General features: G+C 31.8%; 16 protein-coding genes. 3 read left to right on the forward strand and 13 right to left on the reverse strand.

Features of this window, described 5'->3' with window-relative positions:
- Positions 1-146: 146 nt before the first annotated feature.
- The 3 genes from ILT06_RS18050 to ILT06_RS18060 form a co-directional block, all read right to left on the reverse strand.
- Positions 147-365, reverse strand: a complete 219-nt coding sequence (locus ILT06_RS18050) for a hypothetical protein (protein WP_000864293.1) — start codon at positions 363-365, stop codon at positions 147-149.
- A 489-nt stretch (positions 366-854) separates the two neighbouring features.
- Positions 855-1,706, reverse strand: a complete 852-nt coding sequence (locus tag ILT06_RS18055) for a peptidylprolyl isomerase PrsA (RefSeq protein WP_098110983.1) — start codon at positions 1,704-1,706, stop codon at positions 855-857.
- 177 nt (positions 1,707-1,883) lie between these two features.
- Positions 1,884-2,897 (reverse strand): glycoside hydrolase family 25 protein, encoded by a 1,014-nt coding sequence (locus ILT06_RS18060; RefSeq protein ID WP_098110984.1) that lies wholly within the window; start codon positions 2,895-2,897, stop codon positions 1,884-1,886.
- A 269-nt stretch (positions 2,898-3,166) separates the two neighbouring features.
- On the opposite strand from ILT06_RS18060, the gene ILT06_RS18065 reads away from it, so the two are divergent.
- Positions 3,167-3,361: a hypothetical protein gene (locus ILT06_RS18065; protein ID WP_000412573.1), complete on the forward strand. Its 195-nt coding sequence runs from the start codon at positions 3,167-3,169 to the stop codon at positions 3,359-3,361.
- 417 nt (positions 3,362-3,778) lie between these two features.
- Positions 3,779-4,204, forward strand: coding sequence for a GIY-YIG nuclease family protein (locus ILT06_RS18070; RefSeq protein WP_081257454.1), 426 nt, complete (start codon positions 3,779-3,781; stop codon positions 4,202-4,204).
- Positions 4,205-4,922: 718 nt separating this feature from the next.
- Here the strand turns inward: ILT06_RS18070 and ILT06_RS18075 are convergent.
- The 7 genes from ILT06_RS18075 to ILT06_RS18105 all read right to left on the reverse strand — a co-directional run bounded on the left by ILT06_RS18075 (position 4,923) and on the right by ILT06_RS18105 (position 9,861).
- Positions 4,923-5,525 (reverse strand): C1q-like domain-containing protein, encoded by a 603-nt coding sequence (locus tag ILT06_RS18075; protein WP_088046818.1) that lies wholly within the window; start codon positions 5,523-5,525, stop codon positions 4,923-4,925.
- Positions 5,526-5,641: 116 nt separating this feature from the next.
- On the reverse strand, positions 5,642-6,178 hold the full coding sequence (locus tag ILT06_RS18080; protein WP_098110985.1) for a C1q-like domain-containing protein: 537 nt from the start codon (positions 6,176-6,178) through the stop codon (positions 5,642-5,644).
- Positions 6,179-6,413: 235 nt separating this feature from the next.
- Positions 6,414-6,725 carry a hypothetical protein gene (locus ILT06_RS18085; RefSeq protein WP_064477314.1) on the reverse strand — a complete coding sequence of 104 codons (312 nt, stop codon included), beginning with the start codon at positions 6,723-6,725 and terminating at the stop codon, positions 6,414-6,416.
- Positions 6,707-7,729: an anti-sigma factor gene (locus ILT06_RS18090; RefSeq protein ID WP_149173303.1), complete on the reverse strand. Its 1,023-nt coding sequence runs from the start codon at positions 7,727-7,729 to the stop codon at positions 6,707-6,709. Before ILT06_RS18090 ends, ILT06_RS18085 begins: the two co-directional genes overlap by 19 nt.
- Positions 7,719-8,219 carry a sigma-70 family RNA polymerase sigma factor gene (locus ILT06_RS18095; protein WP_098110988.1) on the reverse strand — a complete coding sequence of 167 codons (501 nt, stop codon included), beginning with the start codon at positions 8,217-8,219 and terminating at the stop codon, positions 7,719-7,721. Before ILT06_RS18095 ends, ILT06_RS18090 begins: the two co-directional genes overlap by 11 nt.
- Before the next feature lie 615 nt (positions 8,220-8,834).
- Positions 8,835-9,086 (reverse strand): DUF3947 family protein, encoded by a 252-nt coding sequence (locus ILT06_RS18100; RefSeq protein ID WP_098110989.1) that lies wholly within the window; start codon positions 9,084-9,086, stop codon positions 8,835-8,837.
- Between the two features lie 376 nt (positions 9,087-9,462).
- On the reverse strand, positions 9,463-9,861 hold the full coding sequence (locus ILT06_RS18105) for a CHRD domain-containing protein (RefSeq protein ID WP_064477318.1): 399 nt from the start codon (positions 9,859-9,861) through the stop codon (positions 9,463-9,465).
- Positions 9,862-10,051: 190 nt separating this feature from the next.
- Here ILT06_RS18105 and ILT06_RS18110 point away from each other — a divergent pair, with 190 nt between their 5' ends.
- Positions 10,052-10,189 carry a DUF3956 family protein gene (locus ILT06_RS18110; protein ID WP_000443219.1) on the forward strand — a complete coding sequence of 46 codons (138 nt, stop codon included), beginning with the start codon at positions 10,052-10,054 and terminating at the stop codon, positions 10,187-10,189.
- Positions 10,190-10,308: 119 nt separating this feature from the next.
- Here ILT06_RS18110 and ILT06_RS18115 read toward each other — a convergent pair whose 3' ends face one another.
- From ILT06_RS18115 to ILT06_RS18125, 3 genes are all read right to left on the reverse strand, one after another.
- Positions 10,309-10,587 carry a hypothetical protein gene (locus ILT06_RS18115; RefSeq protein ID WP_098110990.1) on the reverse strand — a complete coding sequence of 93 codons (279 nt, stop codon included), beginning with the start codon at positions 10,585-10,587 and terminating at the stop codon, positions 10,309-10,311.
- Between the two features lie 234 nt (positions 10,588-10,821).
- Positions 10,822-11,478: a DUF6944 family repetitive protein gene (locus ILT06_RS18120; protein ID WP_088046815.1), complete on the reverse strand. Its 657-nt coding sequence runs from the start codon at positions 11,476-11,478 to the stop codon at positions 10,822-10,824.
- Positions 11,479-11,758: 280 nt separating this feature from the next.
- Entirely contained in the window at positions 11,759-12,112 is a 354-nt protein-coding gene (locus ILT06_RS18125; RefSeq protein WP_088046814.1) for a hypothetical protein, read from the reverse strand.
- Positions 12,113-12,802: the final 690 nt, after the last annotated feature.

The raw sequence follows: 12,802 nt of genomic DNA on the forward strand, positions 1-12,802 counted from the left end.
AAGTTTTAATTTTTCAAGTTTATTAACCAACTATAAATGAAAGCATATATTATAAAGAACGAACTCACAAAATTTCTATAGAAAAGAGAGCAATGTAAACACTCTCTTTCCGTACATACTGTTTAAGAATACATAATCTCCCCTTACTACATATATTTTGGTTGTACTATTATATGTAATTCCCTCTCCGTTACTGCTTTTTTTGGGTTACGAAAATACTCTAATTCGTATTTTAATACTTCATAGTCAACCATCCCAATCTTAATCCCTTTCGTTTCTTTTAAAATAGCTAATAAGTTACTTATATCTTCATCATGCGATTCAAAAACCTTCCCCCCGCCTTCTCTCTGAAAAATTACTTTCATATTTTCTCCTCCTACATAATATATTTATCTATTAAGTAATTCGTTTAAAAGCATTCTTTCTATATCCTAAAAATTTCATACTAAAAAGAACATCCTTTTTTAGTAGAATGCTCTGCTTTCACTTCATTTAATATCAATATTTTTTCAATACTATTGTATGTTTCATTCTGTAAATTATGTTTATCCACTTCAATAAAGAAAAACTTAAATCAATTCAGGTTTTAATTAGCCCACGCCAATCAGACTACATGCAAATAGTGGGATGAAATTAATAAACCCACTTTATATTTAATGAAATTAAGCAAACGAAACATTATAATATCAACATTCTATGAAGCATTGATCATTCCTATTTAAAATAATTACATAAATTCCCATTGTAATTCTTAATATTTAAATGTAATATTATATTGTCTTACTATCTATTTATAACACACACACTAATTAGAAAAGGGAACCTATATAGGTTCCCTTTTCTAATTCCAATCATTATTTCTTTTCTAGAAATTCAAATGTATTTTTAAATTCTTTATCATTCACTTTAATATCAGCATCTTTCAATAAATCATTAACTACTTGTTGTTTCCATTTACCTGTCGTATCTTGTAGTCTTTGCTGTTCTAAATCTTTACGAATTTGATCTTTTACTTCATCAAATGGCTTCAATTCTTTTTTATCTGTCACTTTAATAATATGGTATCCGTAAGTTGTTTTTACCGGCTCACTTACTTGTCCTGCATCTAATTTATATGCAGCTTCCTCAAATTCTTTCACCGTTTGCCCTGGAGCAAAACCAGTTATTTCTCCACCTTGTTCTTTTGAACCAGTATCCTCTGAATATTGCTTCGCTAAAGCTGCAAAATCTTCTCCATTATTTACTTTCTCTTTCACTTCTTTAGCAGTCTTTTCATCTTTCACTAAAATGTGACTTACCTTCATTTCTGGTTTATAGTTATCTTTTACATCTTTTTCTGTGACAGTCGCTTTAATCGCTTTCTCAAATGCGATTTCTGGCTTCATTTTTTCTTTTAATTCATCTTCATTTTTCAATCCAACTTGCTCTAAAGTCGATTTGAAGTTGTCACCCATTTTATCTTTTGCTTCTTCTACTTGTTTTTTTACTTCCTCATCTGAAACTTTATATTTATCTAGCAACGCCTTACTTAACACCATTTGGTATAAAGTACTTTCCCCATATTTTTGTCTTAATTCTTTACTTAACTCTTTCTCTGTAACATTCCCTATTTTTGATGTTACTACATTGTCTGAGGAACCACATGCCGATAATGCCAGTACTACGCATGAAATAATTGTTCCTAAAAATAGCTTTTTCTTTTTCAATTCAAAATACCTCACTTTTATTATTATATAAGAATAACTATACAATGTACTTGTGTTAACAATGTGTTTTCCACATGTAATTCATTTCATTTGAATAAGCTATGTATCATGTTCTTTTTTGTTCAAATATTAAAGGTCATCTTACTATGTATCAGTAAAATGACCCTTTACGTATTCCTATAGATTCTTAATAGTTACATGTTCTTCCAGTATCCAATTATTTTGCCCGATATCTACCGCATTTTTGGCTCTGCCCCACACACGAAAAGATTTTGATCCATCAATATTTCCTTTATAATTTATACATTCAGGCTCTGCATAATAATTCACTCCATACCCAACAGGATATTTTGAAACTGCATAAAACCATTCTACATCAAAATGTTTTACATATACCCACTGTTTATCATTGCCTAAGCAAATCATATCTTTATCTGCGTCTTCCCAATAACCATGTAAGACTAAATATGGATTTTTTTGAGTGATTGTACCTGTAAACTGAGGATTCGCAGGATTTTCATATAGGTTTATTTCATATCCATCAGAATATTTCGAAACTGCAATACCAATACCATTTGATTGCTGTGTATTCTCTCTGTTAAATTGAATAGATTGATTTACTTGATCCGAGCCTATAAACCAAGAAAGCGACTTATTTCCTATTAATTGATTTAAATCACATTTCCCAATACCAGGAACATTTCCCGTATCAGTATATTGCCAAATATCACACGGATATGCTGGCTTATTTCCTCCATAACGAGGAATCCATAAAAAATCAACTTCAATATTACGTGCTCCAAATGATACATACGTGTGATGCCCCACGTATAGCCCTACTTTTTTCGCACCTAAACGGCGTAATTCATCTATAAACGCTTGTGTCCCCCCTTGCATATCCATCATCGTTTGAATTTCTACGTCCACCACCCAAAACTTAGCAGATTTATCGCCACGACTCCAAAAATCTTGTGCCTCTTTCCTTGCATCAGCAATAGATATAAAACGACAAAATGCATAATTACCAAATGGAATACTGCGTTTCTTCATTTCATTCACATAATTTTGATACATAAAATCTACCGTATTCGAGCCATCTTGAACTCTAACAATAACTAAATCTAGCTGAGATGCTGCAATACCCCAATCAATAGTTCCATTCCATTTTGAAATATCGATAATATACCCCAATACAATTCATCCCCTTTTAATATCATATTCAAAGCTTGACTTATTGAAAGCCCCTTATGCCTAATACTAGCTATCTATACTATAAATAAAGAAAATCTATATTATTTTTCAAAATATACGATCTTTTAATTAAGTTTCTACTAATTTTTCATAATCTAATCACACCATCAAACTCCATATCATTATCAACTCAACTAAAAATTTCATATTATATATTAATCTAAACAAAAAAACGCAGTATACAATACTGCGTCTTAGGAGCTGATTTCATGGAAAAAAAACCTATCGTGGTCAAAGTTCCACCAAACTCAAAACTAAAAATCACATTTTTCGGTCCTTGTAACGAGGTAATTACAAATGTTTCTATAATTAATCAACTTTCCACACCTAAGTGTCAAACTATTACGCAATATCCAAACTATAAGAAATACGAAACTGAAGTACGATCATTATCCAGTTGTTAATCCATTCTATTCGCAATCCTTACAATTTGGTTAGCTCCGCGACTACGGGAATAGACCAAAATTACTCATTTCATGTTATTCCATTGATAATCTATTGATTTTTTACACGTTTTTATTAATCGAGCATATATTATCGTATGGAGATTATCCACTCATAAAACCTATCTTTCTTTAGAGCGTACTTTTTATGTATGCTCTTTTTTTATTTATCTCTCATTCTGTACACATAAACCTGCTCACTTTTATATTTTACGAGCGATCAATCTACCTGCTGCTTATAAACAATTTAATCAATGTGTAATCAACAATACTCCTTTATTTATTATACGTTCACTATAATCCTTGCATTTTCTTTCGATTTTTGAGAAATTGAAAAAAGACGATTTATTTTAATATCTTGATAAAAGGGTGAGATGTATGACTATTGTACATATTAGGTGGTCTAAACTTTATAATTTATCTGAAATCAATCATTATGAAGAAGCTTTTTCAAAAGGTATATATGCAATTTATAGAGTGTATCGTGGGAAGGAAAAATTACTATATATCGGAAAAACAAAAAGAAGTTTTTCGAAACGATTAAATGAACATTACAAAGAATGGATTCATGGGGCAAGAGGCATCCATGTAAGGTTAGGGATGTTAGAATTTCCTAATGGAGGTAAATATTCTGAGCAAAAATTATCAGATGTAGAAGCACTTTTAATTTCTTGGCATACTCCACTAGAAAACACCCAATGTACGAATTACTATATAGGAAGAGAAGCCTTAGAAGTTATCAGCTTTGGACAAAGAGGATTAATTGATAAAAAAATAACTACTCAGAACTATGAATGGGCATGAGCTCAGATCATAAATTAGTTTAATAGAGTTTGGCACTCTCCCTTAAAGTCCGCTATGGTTTTTAACGGATAACAAGACAATATAAAGACTTATTCTTCGCCATTGAGAAAAGAGCTTGATAGCTATGTCATGCTCTTTTTCCTTTAAACTAATCGCTGTTAAATTAGTGTATTATTCAATTCTCATTCATACATTCCCCTTCTAAATTGACCAAATATTTATTGAAATTCTTTATATACTCAAGGAGGTCCAACATGTTCAAGTTGTATCCCATACTACTCATCTTAGGATTAATTTTATTTTTATATAGTGTAATCGCCTTAATGTTATTCCTTTCCATTCAATAGCAATACCTACACAAACCTATGTTAAATATGTAATTTCTATATAGTAAAGAAAAAAACCGTAATTATACGGACTTATATATATTCATAAGTCAAGATGTCTTTGCTATTCTATAAGACAACTGGTAAATGTAAAACAAAAAATTTTCACAACCATGTTACATTTTTTTGTTTTACTCTTTTTATTACCTGCAGAATATCTAATACCCATAATAAGCTAGCACTTTCAACCTTACATCCTAGCATGTGAAATTCTCCTGAAACAAACTATAATTAACCTATTTACTTATATATTTTAGAAAAACAATAATAATCCCCCACCATTTGGTAAAGGGGATTAACTAAACCTACTGAAAAGTAATATATTCTCTTCGTTATTTAATTGGAGAAGGAAATCTTGCAGCTTCAAAATGAACTGTATTCAAACCATTAACATTTTGAACAATTACTCCAGCAACACTACTCTCAGCAAAAACTTCAACTGAATCCCCTGCTTCTAATTGCAAAATAGACGTTACTGAAACATCATTATTAAAAAATACCCCGGTTCCAAAGAAATCATTATCGATTGCTATTGCTGGATTTCCATTCACACGAATTTCAACCCTAGCTCTGTAATTTACATTAAAATCATTTGGAGAAAATGTTATATTCCCTAATACACTATATACCCCTTTAGTCTTCGGAGTAAAAATAGATGTTGCAGGATTATATTCATTTGCTAGATCAAACTGTTCATTTTGAAATAATACTTTAACAGGAGTATTTTCCGGAACAGGCTGATTCATTGTATTAACAGCTCTAAACGCAGACGCTCTTACAAGCTTTTCTTTCTTATCATCACAACAATTCACTTGTACATACTTTCTATCACATTGACTATTTTTTCTAAAGCAATCATGACTTTTATTTTTGTAACCTTGACAATACTTACAGTAATAATATGACGTAGTAAGTCCCCCTTTATATTTATTTATTATTACATACTATGCAATATAGATTAGAATAGTTTGGACAAACTGATACTATTTTCAACAAAAAAAATCCCCACCATTTCGATGAGGATTATTCTTTATTTTCTGTATGTTCGACTTTATTTAATTGGAGAAGGGAATCTTGCAGCTTCAAAATGTGAGCCGTCTTCCGAAGTGCTTAAAACTCCGTCTATGCTACTTTGTGCATAAACCTCAACTTGATCTCCTTCATTCAATTGAATAATCGTCGAAACACTTACTACATTTCCAAAACTTATTGGACCGAAAAAGTCATTATCTATAGCTATTGCTGCGTTTCCATTTACACGAATTTCTACACGAGCTCTATAATTTAAGCTAGGATCGTTTGGAAAGAAACCAATCGTTCCAATAATAGAGTAAACTCCCCTAGTGTTCGGAATAAAAATAGACGTTACTGGATTATACTCATTTGCTAAATCAAATTGTTCATTTTGGAACAATACCTTTACAAAAGTATTGGCAGGAACTGTTTGATTCACCGTATTTCTAGCTCTAAATGCAGATGCCCTAACAAGCTTCTCCTCGTTGTCATTACACTTACTCGTGCACTTACAACAATCATGCTGTTTCTTTTTATACTCTTTACAATACTTACAGTAGTAATAGCAAGACATACTAGTTCCCCTTTCATGCTTATTACTACATATTATGTAAGAGGGATTGGCAATGTTTGGACGAGCTATTGTTTTAGTCCAAAATTTGCGCCTATTTATATATACACGGGCGGAAAACATATCAATAAAACTTCAACCTAGATGTATAATGCTTACTATTCAAATTTCATAAGTTCTTCTCTTATCTAGTTTACTTTTATACATAAAAAAGAGCGAATCTACATTCGCTCTTTTTTTATGGCCCAAAGCTTATCATCCAACCTAGCATAAATCCAAATACAGAAAACAGCAGTATAAAAATAAATAAACTACATGCCCACAATGCATATTTTCGACTTTTGTTTTTGGTAATCATACCTATGACTGAGCACACCACTCCAATACCAACTATTTGCAGAAAACTTTTACCTATAAATGTTTCTTGAATAAGCAATATAATGTTCAAATACAATAACGCTAGAAAGGCAATAATTAATGAAATAGTCCCCATCCACGTTTCCTGTTTATACATACGATTCTGTCCTTTTTTTAAGAATGCCAATTCCATAACCTCGCTTCACCTACTTTCAATTTTCTAACTTTTTCGTGGCTCATCAATTTTTCAACTTCTACTTTAGGCCCAGTTACAACTGCCCCGTATGTTTTTATCCCATTTTTTTCAAGGAAAGAAATACGCTTTGACAACTCTAATACTTTCGCTCTAGATAGCTTCACTGCTAAACTTTCATGCTTCTGTAATGACTTTAAAACATCAATAAATTGTTCCTCATGAGGTGAATCACTTTCAAAAGCACCACTTGGCCTTGAAATCATATCTGCTGGGAAGCCAATCGGGGCTACATACATACCCTCATCATTCATTTGCTTCTCCTCTAATCCTGTATTAACGGCATACCAAACGATATCAATAGTAGGAAACATATCCGTTACCTCTTGTACACTTAATAATTCTCTAAAAGATACAAATGCTTCTACAACAGATTCTTGCGGAAGACCCTTTAATACCTGCGCTTCTTCGCTACTATCATAGGACGCATTATAATTATTAGGATGAGACAATACTTCGTTATCTATATACGGGATTTCTGGAATTTTCTCATCTGTTGTATATTCACGGCTTACTTTCGTTGCTCTACTAAATACATAATCTGTTTTCTCTTCTCCTATTCGAATATCTTTCTTTCCTACTCTTTTATACAAATCAAAATGCAATTGCAAACTAAGCGGTAACAACGTTTGCTCCATGTCCCTATCTTTCAAAAATACATTTGGTTCTGTTACACTTAACGTTTGATTTACTACATTCCGTATCTCCATCGCGTTTGTAGGTGCCAATGTATAATATAAGAGTGTAGATATATATAAAGTAGGTTGAATGAGTAATAAAAAAGTAAATACAATCAAAATATTCGTAATACGTGCTCTTTTTTTACCTATTTTCAACACTTGCTCCTGTTTTCCATCTGGAAGTGAAGCCGGTCTTTCATGAAGAGCTTCTTGTAACAATTTTTTATAATCATCTTGTTCAGGATGCGGTTTATCATTTGTCATTTTGACTCTTTTCCTCCTTTAACAATTCTTTTAATCTCTTTCTCCCGCGAAATATGTGACTTTTATACGTATTTACCTTTAACTCTAGTACAGAAGCACCCTCTTCGTACGTTAATTGATGTACGTCACATAATAAAATAGCTTGTGCCTCTATCACTGGTAAAGTATGAATAATCTGAATTAACTTTTCATAACTATTTTTTGCCACTACATACTCTTCTGTAGATTCCCCTGCTTGTATTGTCTCTAATTCCTCCGTTCCTACAAAGGTTACTTTTTTCTCTTTCCTAACGAAATCAATAAAAGTATGATATGCCACTTTAAATAGCCATGATTTTACCTTTTGGTTTTCATAGTCTTCTAAATAAAGATACGCCCGATAAAAAGTCTCCTGCATCAAGTCCTCCGCTACGTGATGGCTACGAGAAAGGGAAAATAAATACCGGTACACATCATTTATATAAACCTTATATATTTCTTCAATCTCCATCCCCCTCCTCCTTTCATATATAACACGAATAAGCAAATTAAAAAGTTGCATTATTTTTCCTTTATTTCTTTTTTATTAATAAAAAAACATTTATACATTTCAATAACTATTTACAATTATAAACAAAATATGTGATGTTATAGCTGTAAATATCTTTCAAAAACAGTCAAAAAACGACTCAGATGTTCTCCTACTCTTGTAACTTGATAGTCTTAGGACAATCTTCCTGTACAAAATAACCACAGATAGGACTTCGTTTTTACATCTCAACCAGGTTCGCGTAAGTAAATATTTATGTATCCTTTCATACGGAGCCACTAACCATCATTTGTCATGATAAAATAATTCTCATTCTTTCTTTAATCGGTATATTCGCATCAAAAAAATTCCACTTGTAGTATGTACGGTGATTATCTCATCGGTTATTTACAAATTGTAGGTGGGGACTATTTGACGCTTACATATCCCCCTCTCCATTTGCGGGTAATAAGACTCAAAAAAAAATTTCGGAACATGCAAGAAAGATAGGTAGGAGCCGGATCGTCCGTATATGTCCACTTTGTGAGGACTAATAATCGGTTTGGGATACTTGCCCCTACTAATTAAACTTTCAATTTATAGATTAAATACAGTTCCATATGGGATAGTAAGAAAAGAACTTCCATACGGTGTGATTTGATGCACTGGGTAAAAATACTCCGTAGATGAATAATACGGCTGGATACCTTGTTGCTGCATTTGCATTTGTTGTTGCATTTGTAACGCTTGTTGAACAGCTTGAACTGTACTTTGTGCTCCGCTAAACGTTTTTGATGTACCATACGCTGGTCGCATACCTGCTTGAGAAGCAAAATATGAATAATACATTATTTTCAACTCACTTCCGTAAAAGTAATTACAATTTATGTTATGATTCTTTATTTCAGTGGGTGCGGAGAGTTAATCTATTAGCTTTGATTAGGTTTAAAGATTTTTATTATCTGTTACACTTTCATATTTCATTTACAAGGTTCATCTACTAATACTAATTTAATTTTAGAGGGTGTTTTATTTTGAATTTTCTGTCAATAGATTCACAAACTAAAGAGATAGTGAATTAACTACGTCTAATTAAATTCATTTACTTTTGAAACTATGAAAATGAATTTTCAAGATTATTAAAGGTATATGACTTATTAATACATCCTCCTCCAAATAAAAGCACCCTCAACGGATGCTTTATTTTTTACAATACTATAATTCATTAGCAATACTTCAATTGTCCACGAATTTCACCATTAGGATATTGTACTGTATGAACATTAATATATATGTTTCCAGATATGATTTCATTTACAAGGTTACCTAATGTTTGACCCGCTAACGGCCCTATCAAATCATCTTGAGTAATCATTCCTGTGAGGGTTGCACACTCTATTGAAACTGGATTTGTTATAGGTCCAAATAAAAAAGCTACAACAGGACCGTTCGTTCCTTTTGATCCAAGATGCAGATGAGCAACAACTACATCCTCTATATCGAATAAATCTAATTTGAATTTTAAGCTAAGCTTGTCCAGGCTTAATTTAAAAAAAGCCTCTCCTCGAGCATCTGTTTCTACTGATGGAACTTCATTCCTACCGCGTAACTTTGCAAAGAACATATTTACCACTCCTACGTTTTTATATACTCCTAATATATTCTTGCCCTTCATATATGGTGTTAATAAATCGGCTGTTAGTCTACTTAAATTTTTTATACCATAGGTTAAATTATCAATTCTATAATCTGACTATTACGTATTAAATTTTTATTCATATACTATATTAGATTACTCGGAAGGAGGCATAAGTATGGAAAGTTGTGTTTTGTTCGTTAATGGACAACCTCTTTTAGTGGTCTCAGTCGCTGGAATCGAAATTGCTAGATTAGAACTTTCTCTTCAAGTAGCATTGACCCTAATAGCATTAGGAATTCCAATCTGTGCATAAACGTTAGGTATCTATTCAAAAGAGAGCTTAGGCTCTCTTTTTATTTATATCTTTCCTTCACAACAAAAAAGACACCACTAAAAGCACGGCATCGCGTAAAATAACTGCTATTTGTTTAATCATTTCTTCACTAGCAACCCTAATTCATATAGAATTTCCGAGAACGAATAGCCATATGCAAAACCTACAATACGAATCCCTGGAATCCATCTATGTTCTAAATTTTCATTGTATGTTTTCTTATAATACTTTAATTTAGAATCTATACTGTATTTGTCGTTAATAATTACTTCATCGCTATGAAATCCATCCATTTCAATCTGAACAGCTACGTACTCTGCTCCCTCAATAAAGGCTTTATTATAACACTTTTCTAATTCTTCTAATGTCATCCCCATTATTAACCTCCTATCCAAATGGTTGTTTTGTTCAATAAAAAAGAGCATCTAGATCAGTAGATGCGAAGATATATAAAAGGTAAGCTCTTTGAGTATTTAATAGATTATAAGCTGGTTGCTTGTCCTACAATATATTATATGATTTTCATATAATAATGGTTCATCAAAAAAAGGTGAAAATTACTCATTGTCGTTTTAGAACATAGTTACATTTTAATTTTTTAAGCTAGTCTATCAATCGCTCCCTTCCAACTCCTCACTTTCTTCACGTATTTGTCCAATTAATGAAATTACGGAACCTACGGCTTGTATCCAACTTCCTGTTATTTCTATAAGTTGACCTTCTTTATTTTTTTCATTCGGTTCGCTATTCACTTGAATGTTTGAATTTTTTTCAATATCATTTAATTGATTTTCTTTACCATACTGTCTCTCTTCTCTATTAGTTTTCAGTTCATAAATACCCCCAATTGCTTGCAATGAATTCCCTATAGCTTGCAATAAGTTTCCTACAATATTTAAAGATTCATCTTTATCTGAAGTATCCTCAAATTCATCTGCTAATGCTGTAAGTCCTCCTAAAGCCTGTGTCCAATTCCCAGCAATCACTAATTTAATTTTTGTTTCATCTTTAAACTCAATAACCAATCCAGATATTACAGTTACATTACCAATTGATTGAATTTCATTTCCGATTTTTTCAAGCGATATTTCCCCTTGACCATCAGCCTCTAAAGCATTTCCAACTGCTTGTAATACGTTCCCGTATACATTCAAATCTTTCCTTACATTACTGCTTATAAAATAAAAAGGTGTACTTCCAATAGCGGCAGTTATTGTACCTATAGCTGCTATTAACGCACCAAATATTTCCTTTAGTTGGTTCTCCATTTATAACCTATCCCAACATTAAGTAATTACTTTCATCTTATTCAATCCCACATCTACCTGTTAAAAATTCAAATTATCTCTTCGTTTTCCCTCTTTTATTAGGTTGCTTTATAAAAGCAAATTTTCTAAGAAATCATGCTCATATATTGAGCGTAATTCTGTATTATTTTTATACATATTGCTACTTCTTTTTTAATGACTATACATTTGTAAGGTATTAAAATCCCCACTTTCTTTCTACAAAATAAAAAAGCAGCTGTTAAGCTACATTACATTCGTTTTATCCCCAAGTGAAATGATATATATATTCTCCCATTCCCCTTTGATTAATCCCATTAATTCTAGCAAACCGCATTAAGTCCGCTCCTTGAAGAAAATACATCGCAAGCATTACTGGCACTTGCGACCACATAAACTGATAAAGCTCCTCGACTCTCAAGTTTGTCGAAACAATTAAATCATTTACAGGTCCTTGATTCCATACAGAAGTTCTAACTGAAATAAACGGAAGATCCTTTCCATTTACCACTATTCTTGCCATGCTTTGAGTTATGTCCACATCAATTCCCTCCATCATTACAAAAATCGGACCTGCGTATTTACTCCTATGGTTATAAATATTCTTGACTTTCATAAATGACTAAGGCAAACCTCTATTTTTCGACTCTATTCAAATGAATTTATTTATTACAGTAAAAAACAAATGAAATTTTAGTATTACTCTCCCTCAACTTCCGTATTATTTAGATATTTCATACTCTTGTTCGCTATTAAAATCCGGTATGCAAAATTGCATATCTTATTATCTCAATATTACTTTATTAACTACAATTTGATAGAAATTCATTTGAATCACCTGACAAATCAACATTTGTCATTTAATTCCTTATTTAAAATTCCACCTTATCATTTTTAAACCCTATATTCAAATAATTATATTGGAATTTCTTGTTGTATACACATCTATCTTTTTGATGTATTATATACGAGAAGAGTAAGGTAAGAGTTACTCTTTGCCATTTTAGGAAAGGTCCTGTTGAAAACAACAGGACCTTTTTTCATATAATTGCATTTCCGTTTATTCCCATCTTATAACCATTCTATTATTTATCAAAAACACTATGCTCATGTAATACATATCTGTAAATCAATGAATATGCATGCGCTTTATAAAGAAAATAAAAAAAGCACGTTATTCGTCATTTTTGCGAATCAGCTTTACAATTGCCATTGTGTATGAACATCGATTTTTCTAGCATCTAGTTCATCTCCTTAAAAATGCAGGATTTCCCTATCCAATATCGAATTTGTAATGTTTGGAAAG

This window comes from Bacillus sp. 17RED48, assembly GCF_019837545.1.
Classification (GTDB): Bacteria; Bacillota; Bacilli; order Bacillales; family Bacillaceae_G; genus Bacillus_A; species Bacillus_A wiedmannii.